The sequence below is a fragment of the Marivita sp. genome (genome assembly GCF_048006345.1).
Lineage (GTDB): Bacteria > Pseudomonadota > Alphaproteobacteria > Rhodobacterales > Rhodobacteraceae > Marivita.
The window spans coordinates 1,314,201-1,333,201 of the sequence record NZ_CP180351.1 but is presented as its reverse complement, the minus strand read 5'-3'; the positions used below and the strand labels follow the sequence as shown (position 1 = coordinate 1,333,201).

General features: G+C 60.5%; 18 protein-coding genes. 10 read left to right on the top strand and 8 right to left on the bottom strand.

The features are described 5' to 3' along the window. Window positions 1–148: 148 nt before the first annotated feature. Window positions 149–1,915 (bottom strand): PQQ-dependent methanol/ethanol family dehydrogenase, encoded by a 1,767-nt coding sequence (locus tag ACMVPR_RS06610; protein WP_416882202.1) that lies wholly within the window; start codon window positions 1,913–1,915, stop codon window positions 149–151. A 304-nt stretch (window positions 1,916–2,219) separates the two neighbouring features. On the opposite strand from ACMVPR_RS06610, the gene ACMVPR_RS06605 reads away from it, so the two are divergent. Together ACMVPR_RS06605 and ACMVPR_RS06600 are read left to right on the top strand one after the other, a co-directional pair. Further along, window positions 2,220–2,738, top strand: a complete 519-nt coding sequence (locus ACMVPR_RS06605) for a GNAT family N-acetyltransferase (protein ID WP_416882201.1) — start codon at window positions 2,220–2,222, stop codon at window positions 2,736–2,738. Between the two features lie 707 nt (window positions 2,739–3,445). Then, window positions 3,446–5,335: a DUF4214 domain-containing protein gene (locus tag ACMVPR_RS06600; protein WP_416882200.1), complete on the top strand. Its 1,890-nt coding sequence runs from the start codon at window positions 3,446–3,448 to the stop codon at window positions 5,333–5,335. Window positions 5,336–5,529: 194 nt separating this feature from the next. Here ACMVPR_RS06600 and ACMVPR_RS06595 read toward each other — a convergent pair whose 3' ends face one another. Beyond that, entirely contained in the window at window positions 5,530–5,940 is a 411-nt protein-coding gene (locus ACMVPR_RS06595; protein ID WP_416882199.1) for a c-type cytochrome, read from the bottom strand. Between the two features lie 154 nt (window positions 5,941–6,094). Between ACMVPR_RS06595 and ACMVPR_RS06590 the strand changes: the two genes are divergently transcribed. After that, on the top strand, window positions 6,095–7,072 hold the full coding sequence (locus ACMVPR_RS06590; protein ID WP_416882198.1) for an ABC transporter substrate-binding protein: 978 nt from the start codon (window positions 6,095–6,097) through the stop codon (window positions 7,070–7,072). 2 nt (window positions 7,073–7,074) lie between these two features. Next, complete coding sequence (locus ACMVPR_RS06585) at window positions 7,075–7,746, top strand: ABC transporter ATP-binding protein (protein WP_300588821.1); 672 nt, start codon at window positions 7,075–7,077, stop codon at window positions 7,744–7,746. On the opposite strand, the gene ACMVPR_RS06580 is transcribed toward ACMVPR_RS06585, so the two are convergent. The 6 genes from ACMVPR_RS06580 to ACMVPR_RS06555 form a co-directional block, all read right to left on the bottom strand. Further along, entirely contained in the window at window positions 7,743–8,264 is a 522-nt protein-coding gene (locus tag ACMVPR_RS06580; protein ID WP_416884627.1) for a tetratricopeptide repeat protein, read from the bottom strand. The genes ACMVPR_RS06585 and ACMVPR_RS06580 overlap by 4 nt on opposite strands. An 86-nt stretch (window positions 8,265–8,350) precedes the next feature. Further along, window positions 8,351–9,142 carry an ABC transporter permease gene (locus ACMVPR_RS06575; RefSeq protein WP_416882197.1) on the bottom strand — a complete coding sequence of 264 codons (792 nt, stop codon included), beginning with the start codon at window positions 9,140–9,142 and terminating at the stop codon, window positions 8,351–8,353. Then, a complete protein-coding gene (locus tag ACMVPR_RS06570; protein WP_416882196.1) occupies window positions 9,139–9,855 on the bottom strand; it encodes an ABC transporter ATP-binding protein in 717 nt (238 codons plus the stop codon). Before ACMVPR_RS06570 ends, ACMVPR_RS06575 begins: the two co-directional genes overlap by 4 nt. A 122-nt stretch (window positions 9,856–9,977) precedes the next feature. Continuing rightward, window positions 9,978–10,424, bottom strand: coding sequence for a hypothetical protein (locus ACMVPR_RS06565; protein ID WP_416882195.1), 447 nt, complete (start codon window positions 10,422–10,424; stop codon window positions 9,978–9,980). A gap of 43 nt (window positions 10,425–10,467) precedes the next feature. Next, the gene (locus ACMVPR_RS06560; protein WP_416882194.1) at window positions 10,468–11,436 is read right to left on the bottom strand and encodes a YVTN family beta-propeller repeat protein; all 969 of its coding nucleotides are present in this window, start codon (window positions 11,434–11,436) and stop codon (window positions 10,468–10,470) included. Between the two features lie 83 nt (window positions 11,437–11,519). Next, window positions 11,520–12,698 carry an ABC transporter substrate-binding protein gene (locus tag ACMVPR_RS06555; RefSeq protein WP_416882193.1) on the bottom strand — a complete coding sequence of 393 codons (1,179 nt, stop codon included), beginning with the start codon at window positions 12,696–12,698 and terminating at the stop codon, window positions 11,520–11,522. Between the two features lie 176 nt (window positions 12,699–12,874). On the opposite strand from ACMVPR_RS06555, the gene pedF reads away from it, so the two are divergent. The 6 genes from pedF (at window position 12,875) to ACMVPR_RS06525 (ending at window position 18,856) form a co-directional block, all read left to right on the top strand. Continuing rightward, window positions 12,875–13,573, top strand: coding sequence for a cytochrome c-550 PedF (gene pedF, locus ACMVPR_RS06550; RefSeq protein WP_416882192.1), 699 nt, complete (start codon window positions 12,875–12,877; stop codon window positions 13,571–13,573). 4 nt (window positions 13,574–13,577) lie between these two features. Further along, entirely contained in the window at window positions 13,578–14,477 is a 900-nt protein-coding gene (locus ACMVPR_RS06545) for a substrate-binding periplasmic protein (protein WP_416882191.1), read from the top strand. 84 nt (window positions 14,478–14,561) lie between these two features. Continuing rightward, window positions 14,562–15,086 carry a CoxG family protein gene (locus ACMVPR_RS06540; protein WP_300588805.1) on the top strand — a complete coding sequence of 175 codons (525 nt, stop codon included), beginning with the start codon at window positions 14,562–14,564 and terminating at the stop codon, window positions 15,084–15,086. A 53-nt stretch (window positions 15,087–15,139) separates the two neighbouring features. Next, the gene (locus ACMVPR_RS06535; RefSeq protein ID WP_416882190.1) at window positions 15,140–15,625 is read left to right on the top strand and encodes a (2Fe-2S)-binding protein; all 486 of its coding nucleotides are present in this window, start codon (window positions 15,140–15,142) and stop codon (window positions 15,623–15,625) included. 55 nt (window positions 15,626–15,680) lie between these two features. Beyond that, window positions 15,681–18,056, top strand: coding sequence for a xanthine dehydrogenase family protein molybdopterin-binding subunit (locus ACMVPR_RS06530; RefSeq protein ID WP_416882189.1), 2,376 nt, complete (start codon window positions 15,681–15,683; stop codon window positions 18,054–18,056). A gap of 14 nt (window positions 18,057–18,070) precedes the next feature. Continuing rightward, window positions 18,071–18,856, top strand: a complete 786-nt coding sequence (locus ACMVPR_RS06525; protein WP_416882188.1) for an FAD binding domain-containing protein — start codon at window positions 18,071–18,073, stop codon at window positions 18,854–18,856. Window positions 18,857–19,001 lie beyond the last annotated feature (145 nt).

The following is a 19,001-nucleotide window of genomic DNA, read 5'->3' as shown; positions in this document are numbered from 1 at the left end:
GCGACCAAGGTTTGCAACTTTGCAAGGTTGGCTTTCTGCGCGTAGCAGCCGTTCGTACGAAATGCGCCATCGTACATTCCTACGCTCACCACACCAAAAAAACGGCGCACCCGAAGGTGCGCCGCTCTATTTTACCGCTTGGTAAAAATCAGTTCGCCGCGGCCAGCTCTTTCGGCAGGCGGAAGGTCCAGAGCGTGCCACCCTGGTTCAGGTAGTTGACCTTCTTGGCCACTTCACCACCCCAAAGCGGAACAGCACCACCCCAGCCAGAGATGACCGAGACATACTGCTCGCCATTCTGTTCCCAGGTGATCGGCTGACCGACGATGCCGGAGCCGGTCTGGAACGACCAGAGCTCCTGGCCTGTTTCGTCATCCAGCGCGATGAACTTGCCTTCCGGCGTGCCGAAGAACACCAGACCACCCGCCGTGGTCATCACACCACCCCAGAGCGGCGCGTCGTTCTTGTATTCCCAGACCCAATCGCCGGTATCCGGATCAATCGCCTTGAGCGAGCCGATATGATCTTCGTAGTTCGGCTTGATCGTAAAGCCGGAGCCCAGATAGGCCGCACCCTTCTTGTAGGTGATCGGCTCGTTCCAGATGTCCATGCCCCATTCATTGGACGGCACGTAGAAGTTGCCGGTCCGCTGCGAGAAGGACATCGGCATCCAGTTCTTGCCGCCAAGGAAGGATGGCGAGGCAAACACGACCTCACCCTTCTTGCCGTCAGCTGCTGCCGTCGGATCACCCGGACGGTTGCTCTCGATAAAGATCGGACGACCGTTTTCGTCGATACCCTCGGCCCAGCTGATGTCCTTCACAAATGGCGTGCCGCTGATGAAGCCACCGTCTGCAGCGTTCAAAACGTAGAAGAAGCCGTTGCGGTCCGCTGTCGCCAGACGCTGCGACCCGTCGCGGGCATCGAACGCCACAACTTCGTTCACACCGTCATAGTCCCAGCCTTCGCGCGGCGTGGTCTGGTAGTGCCACTTGATCTCGCCGGTCGCCGGGTCAATGCCGATGCGGCTGGCGGCATAAAGGTTGTCGCCCTTGCCGGAATTGTCCTGACCCGCATCGCGCAGCCAGCTGTTCCACGGGGCCGGGTTACCTGCGCCGAAGATCAGCGTATCGGTGCGCTCGTCATAGGATCCGCCCAGCCATGTGGCACCGCCACCGGTTTTCCACATGTCGCCCGGCCATGTCGCGTTGAGCGTGCCGGTCATGGTGCTTTCCTGACCGTTGAGCATGCCCATATGGCCTTCGATCACCGGACGTTCCCAGACCAGATCGCCGTTCTCGACATTGCGCGCCTGCACCGATCCAACGATGCCGAACTCGCCACCCGAGTTGCCGGTGATCACCAGATTGTCCACGACAAGCGGTGCCGCCGTATAGGAATAGCCCGCCTTGTAGTCATTGATCTGATCGCGCCAGACCACGTCGCCGGTCTTGGCGTCCAGCGCCACGATCCGCGCGTCCAGCGTGCCGAAGATCACCTTGTCGCCGGCCAGCGCCGCACCCCGGTTGATCACGTCACAGCAGGGCAGGATGCCCTCGGGCAGACGTGCGTCGTACTGCCAGACCTCTTCGCCCGTGTTCACGTCGATCGCGTAAAGACGCGAATACGACCCGGTGATGTACATGATGCCATCATAGACCAGCGGCTGCGTCTCCTGACCGCGCTGCTTTTCGCCACCAAGGCTGAACGCCCAGGCCGGAACAAGGTTCTTCACGTTGGCCTTGTTCAGCGTCTCCAGCGGCGAATAGCGCTGCAGATGCCGCCCCATCCCGTTGGTGACGACCTGATTGGTCATCGTCTGGTCATTGGCCAGCATATCCTCGGTCACACCCTGTGCCAGAGCGCCTGACGCGGCGAGTAGGCTGGCTGTGACGGCGGCAACAAATCTGTTCATCCGTATTCCTCCCATGAACTTCAGTTGCAGGTATCCAGATGCACGGGGGGCGCATATGGACGGCTGACCGGCAGTATAGGGATAACGATTGCGTGTTGTACGCGACTTGTGTCGTAAGACCTTTGGGAGATTGACAGGACTTTGGTCGCATTCGGGGTGAGGGCGATTCGAAAACTGAGATGCGCCGTGCGTAAATCCGCGCCCATGCCAAAATCCAATCGCCGTTCCATCAATGCGAAATGATTGATTTCCCCAGGCAAACATACGAGGCTGCGTCGGCGAACTTGTCTTCAGGGACACTAAAATGGCTTCAGTTTCCGTGCGTCTGGTTGATGACGACACCGATCTCGATATTGCACGAGCATTGTGTTTGGAGTGGCTGGATTGGCATTGGCAGAACTATCCGGGTGATTGGCCTAAAGGTGACGACCATCCGATGGAGCCAGACAGGTTCCGAGCAGTCGTTCAAGACCTGCATCAACTGCACGCTCGGCCAAAAGGCGGAATCCTGATCGCGTCTGTTGACGGGCAAGAGTGCGGGTGCGTCATGTATCACGAAGCACGGGATGGGGTTGCCGAATTCAAACGCATGTTCGTCAGCGAAAACGGTCGCGGTCACGGTGTAGGCACTCGAATGCTCCACGCGATGTTTCAGCAGATGATTGCGGATGGCTATCGCTCTGTCTTTTTTTCATCGGCAACTTTCCTGACTCATGCAAAGACAATGTACGGCCGCGCAGGTTTTGTGGATATGCAGCTGCCAGAAGGTATTCCAGATCATTGGAAAGACCGTATTTATTTCATGCAGCGAACCTTGGCGTAGCGACACCTATTAAGGTGCCACCCTTCGCACAGAACTCACTAAGCAAGAGTAAGGTGCGTGCTTGCTCGCACCGCTTTTGGGACGAATACCGCACCGCCCTGCATTCCAACAAGTTACGTGAGATCACGCACCCTGCCTTCTGGCTGTGACGGAGGCAACAAATCTGTTCATCCGTATTCCTCCCATGAACTTCAGTTGCAGGTATCCAGATGCACGGGGGGCGCAAATGGACGGCTGACGGGCAGTATAGGGATAACGATTTCGTGTTTTACGCGACTTGTGTCGTAAGAGCTTTGGGAGATTGACAGGACTTTGGTCGTATTCGTGGTGAGGGCGATTCGAGGGGATGCCTTTAAGCGTATTGGTTGCGAACGTATGTGCTGTTTTCGTGTTTGAGAACTTGAGCGTCAATCTTGTCGAGAACGCTGTTTGCAGAGCGTTCTAGAGGGCGCGATATTGTTTTTTCCACCGACTGCGGCGCGGAAGAAACAACTGTACTTTTCAAACCATGGTTGCTTGGCTTGATAAAGGTATTTTTGAATTTGACAGTGGGGGAATCATTGATAGCCTAAGTCGAGCCTTCATTTCAGATGGCTTTCCACGAAAAAATTTCGGACCAGTATGCTTGGTGTTCTTCCATTTGGCGCGAATATCGTCAACTCGTGAGCAAGATTTGATGGTGCCGATCGTCAATAGGGAATTTCATAATGCCTGCCACGCTTGTCGCCGCAAAGGCGCTCTCTCTCGCGGATAAGGTTGGTCTTGCAGCGGACGCCGTCACCTTCATTTCATTTGGCGCGGATTTGCTTGGTGTCGATCTTGGGCTTGGCGACGAGGAACCGGCCTTCGTCGTTGATTTCTCGGCCATCGAAGCGCAGTTGGCCGACATCGGCGCCGCAATTGACGAATTGCGCGCCCTGACAGAGGCCAGCATCAACGCTGATATCAATGTGTCACTTGGCACTGCAGAGGTCGCTCTGTCGAACATCCGCAGCTTCCTTGCCGAAGACAATCCGGCGGCGCGCGAAGTGCAGGCCGCAGCAGCGATCCAGAATTCGACAGAAGGTCTGAACCAGATCATGGGGCAGGTCACGTCGATCCAGGGCGTGGTCGAACTTGAGACGCTCACACACGCCTTTTCCGCCCTCCATCAGGCGATCCTGATCCGCCAGGCCGTTGCGAACACGGTGCAGGATGGCCCATTAGGGGCACCCGGTCTGCACCAGCAGATCAAGGAAGCTGCGAACATTCTCTATAACGAGGACAACCGTGAGAGTGATCTGCTTTATCAGATGGAACAACGTGTCCGGGCGGATGTGGCGCAGATCTATGTCGTTCCGTCTACTCTTGGTGCTCAGGAGCAGGAATTTCCGCTTTCGCAAACCGTGAATTTGAACACACCAATCGCACGCAGCACAATTTCGGATGGTGAAGAAAGAGGGGTACGTTTTACCAGAGAGGTTTTGGAACCTGGAATTCCATCACCTGATATTCCGGATATCATTGGCATCCTTCCTGATCTGCCCGAATGGGCCGTCCCGCCGGTGCTGGAACCCCTCGGTGAATATCGGGCAAGACTCCAAAGCGCGATGGATGTTCTTGTCGATCAGGTGGCCGCTGAGGATTTCGAGGCCCTTGGCCTGAATTTCTATCGTGAGCTTGGCGAAGGCGTTCATGCAACTCTTGCCGAAACCATTGGCGATGTGGCCGCGAACAATGAGTTTATCCTGACAGGCGGCGATGACGTACAAGAGGGCTCCACCTTGGCCGACTTCATCTTGGGGCGTCAAGGCGATGATCAGCTTGCCGGACTGGATGGGCCTGACGCGCTCAACGGCGGTGATGGGAACGACATTCTACGCGGAGGCGAAAGCGCCGACATGCTTCGCGGGGGCCCCGGAAACGATTTCCTGATCGCAGCAGGCACTCGCACGGAAATGGGCACTTCGGATGTGGCACGATTTGAAGGGCTTTCGACCGAACACACCATTATCGGCGGCAGAACCTATGCCGTGGTGCTGGGCGCGGATGGTGAGCGCGACAAACTCTTTGGCTTTGATTATGTGCGCTTTGACGATGGGATCGTTGAACTTGGCGACGGGTCGGCTTTGGACGGCGCGGGAGACATCGAAGACTTCGTCACCGCAGAAAGTGTCGCATTGCTTTACGAGGCGGGATTAAACCGCGACGGCAATATTGATCGCTCCGGCCTCAATTTCTGGATCGATGTCGCAAATGATCTTGCACAAAACGGAATGCAACAGCTTGCAGTCATGGACTTCATCGCGCAGGAATTCATTGAAAGCCCGGAATTCGCAAACAGTTTCGGCGATCCCGAAACTCTTTCGAACGACCAGTTCCTCGAACAGATTTACCTCAATGTACTTGACCGCCCCTCTGACGCGGCAGGCCGTCAATTCTATCTTGATCTGCTGAATGCCGGGGTAATCACACGGGCAACGGCACTGTCAGATATCGCAATCAGTCCGGAAAACACCCTCGGGTCGGTTGATGTACTGATGAGCCTTTACGAGACAACAACGCCAGAGGTGCACCCAACGACCAACATTGTTCTCGATTGGTATTTCGTCTCCTGACTTTGGGAGTAGGCTGCGTCGTGCATTTGTTGGAACTTGGTTTTCCGACGTTGAACAAGCGTCGGGTGCCTGCTTGCAAGCACCGCCCGATACGAAAAAGAGGTGCGTGAAATCACGCACCCCACCTTCGCCCTCCCATAAGGGCCGGCTCACATCGCCAATCGCCACGAAAGCAACTCCTTAACCCCCAAACCTCACTTAGAAATCGCCGAATTGTCCTGCGGTGTGATCGACACGAGATAGGACAGGATGAAATCCTGCACCGTGCGGTCCTCGATGCCGACATGGCGCATTTTGGTCCCCGGCATGAACCCGTCATTGTCCTCCATCCACGCCCGCAGCGCGGCCGGGGTCCAGACGATTCCCGAGGCTTCCAGCGCAATCGAATAGTCGTAATCCGGATAGGTCCCGGCACCGCGCCCGACGATGTTCTCCAAAGGCGGGCCGTAAGACGAATCCGTCGGCTCAACCGCATGACAGCGGCGGCACTCGGCCTCGAACAGGGTCTTGCCCGCATCGATCTTCACCTGCTCAAAGGTGGTCTCGCTGGCAAAGGCGGGCAGGGCGCAGAGACTTGCAGCTGCGATCAGGGCAAAACGGGTCATCGGTGGTCTCCTTCAATAAGATGCCCCAAGGTAAGAACGCCCGAAATCCGCCAATATGATCCACATCAAGAGATGCGACCTTGGCCCACATCCTTTGGTCGTATTTCCGCTGGAAAAGTGACTGGTACTGTGGGCCCAATCATTCTGGGAGGACATGATGAGCTTTTTCTCCACACTCCGCGCGACCTCTGCCGCGCTGGTTCTCGTCGCCACAGGCGCACTCGCCGAAACCCCCGTTCTGCGCGCCGCCGTGCTCGAAGCAGGCACGGTGAACTGGGAACTCGACAGTCTCAAACACAACGGGTTCGACACCGAAAACGGGTTTGAACTGGTGGTTCAGGGCGTTGCAGGCGGCTCGGCCGCGCAGGTCGCGTTTCAGGGCGGCGAGGCGGATGTGATCGTGTCCGACTGGCTCTGGGTCGCCCGTCAGCGGGCCGAGGGAAAGGATTACATCTTCGTGCCCTATTCCAAGGCCGTTGGCGCGCTTCTGGTCCCCGAAGGCAGCACCGCCACGTCGCTCGCTGACCTCAAGGGCGGCAAGATCGGCATCGCCGGTGGGCCGCTCGACAAAAGCTGGCTGATCCTGCGGGCCTATGCACAAAAGATGCACGGTATGGATCTGGTGACCGAGACCGAGCAGGTCTTCGGCGCGCCGCCGTTGATCTACAAGACCGGGCTGCAGGGCGAACTCGACGGCGCGATCAACTTCTGGCACTTCCTCGCCAAGATGGAAGCGGGCGGCATGACGCCGCTCATCACCGTGGATGACGCCGCGCGGGAACTGGGGCTGGACCCCGAAACCCCGCTTCTGGGCTACGTCCTGCGGGGCGAGATGCTGCGCGATCACCCAGACCTGGTCGAGGGCCTTGCCGCCGCCAGCCGCGCCACCAAGAACCTGTTGGTCTCGTCCGACGCCGAATGGGACCGCCTACGCCCACGCATGAACGCCAAGACCGACGCCGAATTCGAAGCCCTCAAAGCCGGGTTCATTGCAGGCATACCCGCCGACCAACCCGTTGACGAAGACGCTGCGGCCCGCATGCTGGCGCTCATGGCCGATCTCGGCGGTGAGGAACTGATCGGCGCGGCCACGACATTGCCCGAAGGCGTCTTTGTCCAGCCGGGTAGCTGAGCTTGGCTGCGGCGCCGACCCTGAAACTGGTGAGCAACCGCGACACCCCCACACCGGCGGACGCACCCCCGCCGGTCCTGTCCGTCACTCTGGACGGCATGCGCTTTGGCGACAAATCGGTGCTGGGCGCCATCGACCTGCGACTGGCACCCCGGGAAACTGTGGCCATCACGGGCCCGTCCGGTGTCGGCAAAACCACCCTGATGCGCATCGTCGCGGGTCTTGAACACCGCTACGACGGCCATGTCCGCCGCCCCGATAAGCTGGCTATGGTGTTTCAGGAACCCACTCTGATGCGCTGGCGCAGCGTCGCCGACAATCTGCGGATCACGCTGGGACTGACGCCCGCGCAGATCGACATCGCCCTGGAAGAGGTCGGCCTCGCCGGGCGCGGCGACGCGTTCCCGGATCAACTCTCCCTCGGCCAGCAACGCCGCCTGTCACTGGCCCGCGCCTTTGCCGGAAAACCCGATGTGCTGCTGATGGACGAACCTTTCGTCAGCCTCGATGCCGATCTCTCGGACGAGATGATGACCCTTTTTGAGCGCCTGCGCGACAGCCACCCCGTCGCCACGCTGCTCGTCACCCATGCGATCCCCGAGGCCGAACGTCTCGCGACACGCATTTTAGAGCTGTCGGGAAGTCCCGCGCAATTGCAGGCGCGTCGCCGCTAAAACAACGGCGCGTATTTCCAATTGTCGGCATCTGGCGTGACCTCGTCGAGGTCATAGCCTGCCCCCTGCAAACGCTGCGCGATCTCCAGACCCTCGGCTGCCGCCTCATCGACAAACTGTCGCCCCAGCGCCTCATCCTTGGCGATCCCGTGCCCGCGCATCAGGTTCAGACCGTGGTTGAACTTGCCCACCCGGTCCCCAAGTTCCGCCGCCTGCCTGTCCCAGGCCGCGCTGGCATCCGGGTCGTAGTCACCGCCAAGCCCGTTGTTGTCCAGCTGGCTCATCCAGGTCATCGCGCCGGTATAGCCCGCATTGGCGCAGTTCTCGAACAAGGCCCGCGCCGTCGCATGATCGCCCGACTTGGTCAGCATATACCCGGTCGAGCACAGCACCATGCCCGTCTCGCCCTTCTCGGCGCGGTCCAGCATGGATTGCCATGTCATCTCGTCCGGGTTCAGAACACCACCGGGATCATCGTCCTCCGGCTCGGCCCAAAGGGCGGTGGCACTCAGCGCCATGGCGCAGCTCAGCGGGATCAAAACCTGTTTCATGCCCTGACCCTATCGCAACACGCGTCGGAATTCACCCTTGCTATGGTCGTAGATCACCCCTTGCGGGTCATCATCCCCCGCGCCGGGTCATAGCCCCAGACCGCAAGCGCCATGAACCCAAGCGTGGCCAGGGCTGTCCACAGAAGCGCGATGGGGTTCAGTTCGACGTAAAGCGCGAAGCGGATCAGCTCGACCGCATGGGTGAACGGGTTGGCGGCACAAATGTCGTGCAACAGTTCTGAACTCTCCGCCATCTTCCACAGCGGGTAGAGCGCCGAGGACAGAAAGAACATCGGAAAGATGACGAAATTCATCACCCCTGCGAAGTTTTCCAACTGCTTGATGAAACTCGACAAGGCCAGTCCCAGCGCCCCCAGCATCAACCCCGCCAGCATCAGCGCGGGCAACACGGCCACATAACCCAGCGGCGGCAGCGTGATGTCAAAAAGCCAAGCCACCAGCAGAAACGCATAGACCTGCAGGATCGAAATGATCGTGCTGCCCAAAAGCTTGCTGAACAACAGCCACGCCCGCGACAGCGGTGCGGTCAGCAAAAGCCGCATCGACCCCATTTCCCGATCATAGACAAGGCTGAGCGAGGATTGCATCCCATTGAACAGCAGGATCATCCCGCAAAGCCCCGGCACGATATAGGTCTCATAGGTGATGTAGGTCTGGTAGGGCGGCGAAATCGACAGGCCCAACGCCGCCCGGAACCCGGCGGCAAACACCAGCAGCCACACCAGAGGCCGCACCAGTGCTGCGACGAACCGCTCGCGCTGATGCACGAACCGCAAGGCCTCGCGCAGGACAATGGCCCGCATCGCGATCAGCGCGTGCCTCATGCCGGTGCCCCCGTCATCTGCGCGAAATAGGCGGGCAGGGGTGTGTCACCCAGCAAGTCGCCACAGCGGCCATCCGCCAAGACCTTGCCACGATGCAGCAGGATGACCTGATCGCTGTCCGTCACCTCATCTGTCAGATGCGTCGCCCAAAGCACGGTCACACCGGTATCCGAACACAGATCATGGATGTGTTGCGTCAGCCCAGCCCGCGTGGGGGCATCCAGCCCAACCGTCGGCTCGTCCAGCAACAGCACCTTTGGGTGGTGCAGCAGCGCCCGTGCGATCTCGGTCCTGCGCCGGTGACCGCCGTTCAGCCCGCGCGCCTTTTCGCCTGCGCGCTCGGCCATGCCCAAACGGTCCAATGCGGCGTCGATCCGCATATCGGCAGCACGCCCGGACATCCCGTGCAAAGCTGCGAAATAGCGCAGGTTCTGTTGCACCGTGAGATCGAGATCCAGCGTCGATTGCTGAAACACCACCCCCAGATCCGCCATGGCCGCCAACGGAGCCGCTGCAAGATCATGCCCAGCGATCGAAATCGTGCCACCCTGTGTCACGAAAAGACGCGTCAGCAGCGAAAACAGCGTCGATTTTCCAGCGCCGTTCGGGCCGAGCAAGGCCGCAAACTGCCCGTGCCCCACCGAAAAGGACACGCCGTCCAACGCGGTCTTGGTTCCATAGGAAAAGGACAGATCAGAAACCTGCAAACTCATCCGCGTGACCCGTCCAGTCTTCTCTGGTTCCAAAATACGCCCGGGGGAGCGCCCCCGATTTTGCAGCGACGCAAAATCACGATGCGTCGACGCATCGGACGCGCCTCAGGAAAAGCCTCGTCTTATTCAATGGTGATGTCCACCCGCTGGGTTTCGCCGGTCGTGCCGGGAATACGCAGGAAATACTGACCCGGCTTGATCGCAACGAACCCGATCTCCATCGTACCGGCATCGTCGAACTCGATGGAGTTGATCCCAAGCGGTCGGATCTCCAGATCGTTCACAACGATCTCGTCGATCCAGATCGCCCGGAAAAACTCGGACCCTTCCAATGCAAGTTCCGCCGACCCATCGCCTTCGATCTCGAACTCGTAATAGGTGCCCGAGGTCAGAACCCATGGCGCCTCAGACAGCGGCATGCCCGAGCTGAGCGTGATCGGTGGCAAGTCGACCTTGTTGGCAGAGGACAGGATCCCCGCACGGCCCCATTGATCCCGAGGCGCACCATCGGCCAGAGCAATCGCAGGGGACAGGATCGCAAGCCCTAGGGCGGCGCAAAACCATTTCATATCAATCTCCTGTGTCGTGAACGTAAGGTAAAACATTACCTATTTATTCGGTCGGCCGGAAGGCAGCTCCCCAGGGGAAGCGGCCGACCTTGATGCTCTTGATGGCCTTTCGGCTGGCCACATCCACCACGGTGACGTCTCCGGAGACTCCATTTGTAGTGAAAAGCTGCGAGCGGTCCCGGTTGAACTCCAGATGCCAGACGCGGCGGCCGACAAGGATATACTCCTCGACCTCGTAGGTTTCGGCATTGACGACAGCGACATGGTTTGACGGCCCCAGCGCGACAAAGGCATGGGTGTCGCCATTGGTAAACTCGAACCCGACAGGTTGCACCCGGTCGGGGTGAATGTTGTCGATGTCGAAATCGATCTTGGCCTTTTCGGTTTGGGTCGCCACATCGAAAACCGAAATCGTCCCGCCGATTTCGGCACTGACCCAAAGCTCGGTCCCGTCCTTGACGAATTCCGCATGGCGGGGCCGCGAATCCACCAGCGTGTTGGCGAACAGCGTCTGGGTTTCGGTGTCGATCCAATGCGCCATATTGGTGGTTTCGGACGTTGTGATGGCGATCTTGCCATCAGGGCTGACCGCCATGCCTTCGGGTTCGATACCCACGTCGATCTGTGCCACGACCGTGCGGGTTTCGGTGTCCACCACCGTGGTGATCGCATCATCCTCGTTGGCGATGTAAAGATGCCGGTTGTCCGGGTGCAGCACGAACTGTTCGGGGTCTTCGCCCGAGGGCAGGTCATGCAGGATCTTGCCCGTGTTCGGGTCCATGACCTGCACCGCATCGCTGTCCGAGGCGCAGATATAGACGACGGAATAATCCTTGGAGAACGTGATCCCGCGAGGCCGTTCGCCGGTCTCGATCGTGCGAACCACCTCCATCGTTTCGATGTCGATCACGCTGATCGTGTCGTCTTTTTCGTTGGTCACCCAGATCTCGTCCGCAAGTGCCGTGGTCGACAAAAGAGCTGCGGTCAGGGTGGTGAGGATCGGCAGTTTCATGGGCGTCGGTCCCTTTGGTTGCGGTCGGATCGGGGGCCAGCCCCCGAACCCCCGGAGTTTACCGGGCAAGATGAAGAAGCAGGTCAGTTCTCGAAGGCGGTACATCCGCTTTCAGGCTGGTCGAGCCCTAATGTGTCAAGCTCGGTGCGCTGGTGCAGGAAGCCCTCCAGAGGGGCTTGCGCCACCAGAGCGCGTTCATGCACCAGCGGGATCGGCTGCCGCAGCTGGCCGTTCCACGTGCGGAAGGTCAGGGGCCGTCCCTTGAAGCCCGCAAGTTCAAACGCGTCGGACAGCATGTAGCTGCGCAGGGTGGCGGCGTCGGCGGCGCCGGTGCGGGTCACCGCCTCTCCAATTGCACGCATCGCGGCCCAGACGGCGTAATCGCGGTCGAGCATGGGACGGCCCGCCAGGTCTTCGAAACGCGACTGCAGCTGGGCCGCGCCCCACGCCTCGACCACACGGTGCCAAGTCACCGGGCGCAGCCCTTCCGATCCGGCCACCGGGCGCGGACGCCACGTGTTGTAAGAGATGTACCGAGCAAAATCATCCGCCGCGTCGGCGACCAGCAGAACGTCGTAATCGCCCAGATCCTGCGTGAAAAGCGGCACTTCCTGCGACGCATTGCGGCGCATGTCGGCGTCAAACGCCCATGTCTTGCGCGCCACGAACGTGAGGCCGAACTTGCGGGCGGAGGTTTCCAGCGTGTCAGCCCAGGCCACATCCTCGGCTCGGTCTCCGGCGATCAGGGCAATCTCGTCCCAGCGCCGCGCCACGAAGAACTGCATCAGCGCGTCTGCCTTCATTGCGTAAGACGGGATCGTATGGAGCACCTGTGCGCGGCACTGGTCCGCCCGCAACGCAACATCCGCGGCACCCGCGTTGAACAACAACGCCTCTGCCGCCTCGGGCAGATCTGCGGCCTCCAGAAGCTGAGCCATCGGTGCGTCAATCACAAGAAGGGCGCTTTCGGCCAAGGCCGCACGCACGGCGGCGGCGAAATCGCCGTCCTCGGGAACGTCCGTCATGGTCAGTCGATAGGTCTGGCCCAGAAACCGCCCTGTGGTGGTGTTGTCCTCCTGCCCCAGTTCGGCACCGCGCACTCCAAGATCCTCGGGGATCGGATCAAGATTGGACAGGGTCGGAGGCGGCGCCACCACTTGCTTGATGTAATGGATGTCCACGTTGACCTGGGCCAAAGCCGGGGCCGCAAGACCCAAAGCCAGCACTCCGCAAAAGGCACACGCAAGACGTGTTCGCAACATGGACGGTTCCTCCCGCTCAGACGGTAGTCGGTCTTCGAAACGGCGGGAAATACGACCATTGTCCTGTGCCTCAGGGGCCTGAATTGGCCTTCCGCGCCACGAAAGTCCAATACCGGGGGTGTCAACGCGCCATTACACATCGGCCGAGACACACCATTGTGCCTGAGGAGGACCCCATGACCGCATTCACATTCAAAACAGCTCTGGCCGTCGCGGCCCTGACGGCCGCAGCCAGCCTCGTTCAGGCGCATGGCGATGTGGCGCCGCAAGCGGTCGACACAACCGGGCTTCCTGAGAACGGTGAGGAGTGGCTGACCGAAAACCCGTACCGCGCGGAACTGGTGGGCGACGAGATTTGGGCCAAGGCGGTTGCGATTGGCGCGTCCGGCTACAACCAGAACTGCGCCCGCTGCCATGGTCTCGAAGTGATTTCCGGCGGTCTGGCCCCCGACCTGCGTTTCCTCGAAGCCGAGCAATATGGCGACGAATGGTTCGTTGAGCGCTTCCGCGACGGCTACACCCAGAACGGCACCACGAAGATGCCGGCCTTCGGCGAACTGCTGGGTCAGGACGCTGCCTGGGCGATCCGAACCTACATCGAAACCCGCCCCGATGATGCGTCGATGGAAGAAGCCTCGGATGCACTCAAGGCGCTGCGGGATCAGATCGCGGGATATGCCGAAGACCCGACAAACGCCGATGCAGACGCGCTCAAGACGCAACTGAGCGAGATTGCTGCCGGGATCGAAACCCTGTCTGGCGCACCCGTGGCCGACAGTGCCGCGTACCGCGCGGCGAACTTGATCGACGGCACACAAGAGGCCTATGCCCGCGCCGCCGAGGCCTTGACGATCGGTCTCTCAGCGGCACACTGACGCCATGAACACCCTGGTTCGCGCCACGTTCACCGCAACCCTGCTGGCCATGGCCTCACCCGTCCTGGCCAGCGATCCCTGTGCTGATTACACGCCGCAGGCCAGACCCCAGAATGCCAGCCGCGACATTGTCGGGCAGGATCTGGACCAGATCATGGAGCGGGGCTTCATCACCTTTGCAGTCTACGAAGACTACCCGCCCTACAGTTGGCAAGAGGACGGACAACCGCGCGGTGTGGACATCGACATAGCTCAGTTGATCGCAGACGATATCGGCGTCGAACCACGGTTCACGTTCTTCAGCGCGGGCGAAAATCTGGAAGCGGACCTGCGCTATCACATCTGGCAGGGACCGTTGATCGACGGCAAGGTGTCCAACGTGATGATGCGCGTCCCCTATGACAGCGCGTTCAACTGTCGGGTCGAACAGGTGGTGTTCACCGGTCAATACATGACCGAAAGCATCGCCATCGCCTATTCGGATGCTGAATATCCCGATGGTGGCCCGGTCCCGGCCTATTTTCGGTTTGATACGGTGGCGGTCGAAAACGACTCCATCGCCGATTTCTATCTGACGAGTTTCGCGGGTGGACAATTGGCAAAAGGTGTGCGCCGCTACCCGACCATGCAAGCCGCGATGAAAGCGTTGAACGACGGCGAGGTGATGGCAGCGATGGGCCCACTGGCGCAGCTTGAATTCGGCGCGGGCGAGGGGGTCTCGATCCACCAGCCTCCGCTGCCGGGTTTGGCCAAATCCAAATGGACGCTCGGCACCGGGAGCCATTTCGCGTATCGGGGTCTGAGCTACTCCGTTGATGACAGTATTTTCGCGGCTCTGTCCGATGGACGGATCGCAGCAATTTTCGAAAGCTACGGGCTGACGCATCAACCCCCGGAAAGATAGCTTTCTCGCGTATGTTAAGCCATTGGTCTTATATGCCCCGGGGGGCCAACCCCCTAGGCTGACCGTCAAAGAAGGATCACACCCATGCAGATGACCGATTCCCGCACGATTGCCGCCAGCCCTGAAGAGGTCTGGGCCGCGATCCTCGATCCTGAAGTCCTCAAAGCCTGTGTGCCGGGCTGCACCGAGATGAGCGGTTCGGCCGACGAAGGCTTTGAAGCGACCGTTGTGCAGAAAGTCGGCCCAGTGAAGGCGACGTTCAAAGGCACGGTGGTCTTGTCCGATATGGTGCCGGGTCAATCCCTGACCCTGACAGGTGAAGGCAAGGGTGGCGCTGCCGGCTTTGCCAAGGGCGGCGCAGACGTCCGGCTTGTCCCGGTCGAAGGCGGCACCGAACTGCATTACGATGTGGATGCCAAGGTCGGCGGCAAGCTGGCGCAGTTGGGCAGCCGCATCATCGACGGATTCGCCAAGAAGATGGCGGATCAGTTCTTCAGCAATTTCCAGTCTGCCGTTGAAGGTCCGCAAGAGGGTGGTGATACTGCCCCCGAAGCCGATGGCGACGGCGGCGAGAAGAAAAAAGGCTGGTTCAAGAAACTCGTTTCTTGATCGTCACACAGTTCTGACACAACACTTATCAAAAGACCCACGGGAGGAGTTTGATGACAAAGGTAACAATGACGGTAAACGGCAAGACCGTTTCCGGTGAGGTGAAGGGCAACACGCTTTTAACCGAATTCCTGCGCGAAGATCTGCGCCTGACAGGAACACATGTCGGCTGCGACACGTCCCAGTGCGGGGCCTGCGTCGTGCATGTGAATGGCGAAGCGGTAAAGTCCTGCACCATGTTTGCCGCCGAGGCCGATGGGGCCGAGGTCAAGACCATCGAAGGCATGGCCAATGCCGATGGCTCGCTCAGCGTGATCCAGCAGGCGTTTCAGGATTATCACGGCCTTCAGTGCGGTTTCTGCACGCCGGGCATGGTGATGTCGGCTGCCGCACTGCTCAAGGAAAACCCCAAACCGTCCGAGGCGGAAGTGCGGGATTACCTTGAAGGCAATATCTGCCGCTGCACCGGCTACCACAACATCGTGCGCGCCATCATGGCGGCATCCGGTCAGGACGTGCCCGCGGTCGCGGCTGAATAATCCACAATTGTAGGGTGTGTGCCTGCACACGCCACTCCTAGGGAGGAACACCACTATGCCGAAAGATCATGGCATTGGCGCAAGCCCGAAGCGGCGCGAAGACGTCCGCTTTCTGACCGGCGCCGGAAACTATACCGACGACATCAACGTACATGGCCAGGCCTATGTGCATTTCCTGCGCTCCGATATGGCGCATGGCAAAATCAATGGCATCGACACCAGTGCCGCCGAAGGTATGCCGGGCGTCGTCCGCATCTTCACCGGCAAGGATTTCGAAGGTGTGGGTGGTCTGCCCTGCGGCTGGCAGGTGACGGACAAGAACGGTGATCCGATGAAGGAACCGCCGCATCCGGTTCTGGCACAGGGCAAGGTCCGCCACGTGGGCGATCCCATCGCCGCCGTTGTGGCCGACAGCCTCGAACAGGCGCGCACTGCGGCGGAAGCCATCGTGCTCGACATCGAAGAACTTCCCGCCGTTGTGGACATGGCCAAGGCGCTTCAGCCCGGTGCCACCAAGGTGCATGACGATCTGTCCGACAACCTCTGCTACGACTGGCAGTTCGGCACCGACACCGAAACCACCGACGCCGCGTTCAAGAACGCAGCCCATGTGACGACGCTGGAACTGGTGAACAACCGCCTCGTCGCCAACCCGATGGAGCCGCGCGTCGCCGTGGGGGAGTATTCCCGCGCCCGTGACGAGCACACGCTCTACACCACGTCGCAGAACCCGCACGTGATCCGCCTGCTGATGGGGGCCTTCGTTCTGGGCATTCCCGAGCACAAGTTGCGCGTTGTGGCCCCTGATGTGGGTGGCGGCTTCGGCACCAAGATCTTCCACTACGCGGAAGAGGCGTTCTGCACCTTCGCCGCCAAGGCCTGTAACCGCCCGGTCAAGTGGACGGCAACCCGCTCTGAAGCGTTCATGTCAGACGCCCATGGCCGCGATCACGTGACCAAGATCGAACTGGCGCTCGACAAGGACAACAACTTCATCGGCGTCCGCACCGACACGATGGCGAATATGGGCGCGTACCTGTCCACCTTCGCATCGTCCGTTCCGACATGGCTCCACGGCACTCTGATGGCTGGCAACTACAAGACACCCGCCGTGCAGGTGAACGTGAAGGCCGTCTTCACCAACACCGTCCCGGTGGATGCCTATCGCGGTGCTGGCCGCCCGGAAGCGACGTTCCAGTTGGAGCGCGTGATCGACAAGGCCGCCCGTGAACTGGGTGTCGACCCAATCGCGCTCCGCCGTCAGAACTTCATCACGCAATTCCCCTATGCCACGCCCGTCGCCGTCGAATACGACACCGGTGACTACGAAGCGACGATGGCCAAGATGGAAGAGTTGATGGACATCGGCGGCTTCGCGGCACGTCGCAAAGCCTCCGAAGCCAAGGGCATGCTCCGCGGTCTCGGCGTCAACTGCTTCATCGAAGCCTGCGGCATCGCGCCCTCGAACCTCGTGGGTCAGCTCGGCGCACGCGCCGGTCTCTACGATGCCGCCACCGTTCGCGTGAACGCCACCGGCTCCATCTCGGTGATGGTCGGCGCGCACAGCCACGGCCAAGGGCACGAAACCGTGTTCCCGCAGGTGGTGGCAGAAATGCTCGGCATCGACGAGAGCATGATCGATATCGTCCACGGCGACACCTCCAAGATCCCCTTCGGCATGGGCACCTACGGCTCACGCTCGCTGGCGGTCTGCGGCTCTGCCATGGTCCGCGCGACCGAGAAGATCATCAACAAGGCCAAGAAGATCGCGGGCCACCTTCTCGAAGCCTCCGACAGCGATATCGAGCTGAAAGACGGCAAGTTCACCGTGGCAGGTACCGACAAGTCGGTCGCCTGGGGTGACGTGACGCTCGCCGCCTACGTGCCGCACAACTACCCGCTCGAAGACATCGAGCCGGGCCTCGAGGAAACCGCCTTCTACGATCCGGCCAACTTCACCTACCCGGCAGGCGCCTATGCCTGCGAGGTCGAGGTCGATCCCGAAACCGGCAAGGTCACCATCGAAAAGTTCGTCTCGGCGGATGATTTCGGCAACGTGGTCAACCCGATGATCGTCGAAGGCCAGGTCCACGGCGGCATCGCCCAGGGCATCGGTCAGGCGCTTCTGGAAAACTGCGCCTATGACGAAAACGGCCAGCTGCTGAGCGCATCCTACATGGATTACGCAATGCCGCGCGCCGACGACCTGCCGCATATGGCGAACTACGTGGTCGACCATTCCTGCCAGACCCCATGCACCCACAACCCGCTGGGTGTGAAGGGCTGCGGCGAGGCAGGTGCCATCGGCTCCCCGCCCACAGTGGTGAACGCGGTCATCGACGCGCTGCACTCGGGTGGCCACACCCACGTTTCCCATATCGATATGCCCGTGTCGCCGTCGCGCGTCTGGGCAGCGATCAACGGCCAGTAAGGAGGGCTTGAGACATGTATAGCTTTGACATCCAACGGCCCACCTCTGTCGCAGACGCGGTGGCAGCACTGGCCACCGACGAAGCACTGCCTCTGGGCGGCGGCCAGACCCTGATCCCGACGCTCAAGCAGCGCCTCTCGGCCCCGTCCGTGCTGGTCAGCCTGTCCGGCATCGCGGAGATGAAGGGCGTCTGCACCGGCGATGACGGTGCACTTTGCATCGGCGGCGGCACCACCCACGCCACCGTCGCCCGCGAAGCGTCGTCCTACCCGGCTCTGGCCGATCTGGCAGGCCATATCGGTGATCCGGCGGTCCGCAACCGCGGCACCATCGGTGGCAGCCTCGCCAACAACGACCCTTCTGCCTGCTACCCGTCCGCCGCTCTGGCGTCCGGTGCGACCATCGTCACCAACACCCGCTCCATCGCGGCGGATGATTACTTCCAGGGGATGTTCGCAACAGCCCTGAACGAAGGCGAAATCATCACCGAAGTGCGCTTCCCGGTGCCGGAAAAGGCCGCTTACATGAAGTTCGAACAGCCTGCCTCGCGCTTTGCGCTGGTCGGGGTGTTCGTTGCCAAATACGCGGACGGTGTGCGCGTCGCGGTGACAGGGGCGTCCGAGAATGGCGTCTTCCGCTGGACCGAGGCCGAAGCGGCGCTCTCGTCGAACTTCTCCGCGGACGCGGTGCCGGCTGCACCGTCGGGCGACGGTATGATCTCGGACCTGCATGGCTCGGGCGCATATCGCGCACATCTCGTGGCCGTGATGACCAAGCGCGCGGTCGCTGCCGCACGCTGATCTGGTCAGACGTTGAAACGACAAAGCCCCGGTTTCCAAGCCGGGGCTTTTTCCTTTGGGGCGCACGATGCGTCGACGCATCGTGATTTTGCGTCAACGCAAAATCCTGGGGGTGCCACCCCCAGACCCCCGAAGTATTTTTGAA

What these genes read in the sequence shown, in the direction of transcription:
- ACMVPR_RS06610 (WP_416882202.1), bottom strand. Translation starts at nt 1,915, where the DNA reads ATGAACAGATTTGTTGCCGCCGTCACAGCCAGCCTACTCGCCGCGTCA.
- ACMVPR_RS06605 (WP_416882201.1), top strand. Translation starts at nt 2,220, where the DNA reads ATGGCTTCAGTTTCCGTGCGTCTGGTTGATGACGACACCGATCTCGAT.
- ACMVPR_RS06600 (WP_416882200.1), top strand. Translation starts at nt 3,446, where the DNA reads ATGCCTGCCACGCTTGTCGCCGCAAAGGCGCTCTCTCTCGCGGATAAG.
- ACMVPR_RS06595 (WP_416882199.1), bottom strand. Translation starts at nt 5,940, where the DNA reads ATGACCCGTTTTGCCCTGATCGCAGCTGCAAGTCTCTGCGCCCTGCCC.
- ACMVPR_RS06590 (WP_416882198.1), top strand. Translation starts at nt 6,095, where the DNA reads ATGATGAGCTTTTTCTCCACACTCCGCGCGACCTCTGCCGCGCTGGTT.
- ACMVPR_RS06580 (WP_416884627.1), bottom strand. Translation starts at nt 8,264, where the DNA reads ATGGCGCTGAGTGCCACCGCCCTTTGGGCCGAGCCGGAGGACGATGAT.
- ACMVPR_RS06575 (WP_416882197.1), bottom strand. Translation starts at nt 9,142, where the DNA reads ATGAGGCACGCGCTGATCGCGATGCGGGCCATTGTCCTGCGCGAGGCC.
- ACMVPR_RS06570 (WP_416882196.1), bottom strand. Translation starts at nt 9,855, where the DNA reads ATGAGTTTGCAGGTTTCTGATCTGTCCTTTTCCTATGGAACCAAGACC.
- ACMVPR_RS06565 (WP_416882195.1), bottom strand. Translation starts at nt 10,424, where the DNA reads ATGAAATGGTTTTGCGCCGCCCTAGGGCTTGCGATCCTGTCCCCTGCG.
- ACMVPR_RS06560 (WP_416882194.1), bottom strand. Translation starts at nt 11,436, where the DNA reads ATGAAACTGCCGATCCTCACCACCCTGACCGCAGCTCTTTTGTCGACC.
- ACMVPR_RS06555 (WP_416882193.1), bottom strand. Translation starts at nt 12,698, where the DNA reads ATGTTGCGAACACGTCTTGCGTGTGCCTTTTGCGGAGTGCTGGCTTTG.
- pedF (WP_416882192.1), top strand. Translation starts at nt 12,875, where the DNA reads ATGACCGCATTCACATTCAAAACAGCTCTGGCCGTCGCGGCCCTGACG.
- ACMVPR_RS06545 (WP_416882191.1), top strand. Translation starts at nt 13,578, where the DNA reads ATGAACACCCTGGTTCGCGCCACGTTCACCGCAACCCTGCTGGCCATG.
- ACMVPR_RS06540 (WP_300588805.1), top strand. Translation starts at nt 14,562, where the DNA reads ATGCAGATGACCGATTCCCGCACGATTGCCGCCAGCCCTGAAGAGGTC.
- ACMVPR_RS06535 (WP_416882190.1), top strand. Translation starts at nt 15,140, where the DNA reads ATGACAAAGGTAACAATGACGGTAAACGGCAAGACCGTTTCCGGTGAG.
- ACMVPR_RS06530 (WP_416882189.1), top strand. Translation starts at nt 15,681, where the DNA reads ATGCCGAAAGATCATGGCATTGGCGCAAGCCCGAAGCGGCGCGAAGAC.
- ACMVPR_RS06525 (WP_416882188.1), top strand. Translation starts at nt 18,071, where the DNA reads ATGTATAGCTTTGACATCCAACGGCCCACCTCTGTCGCAGACGCGGTG.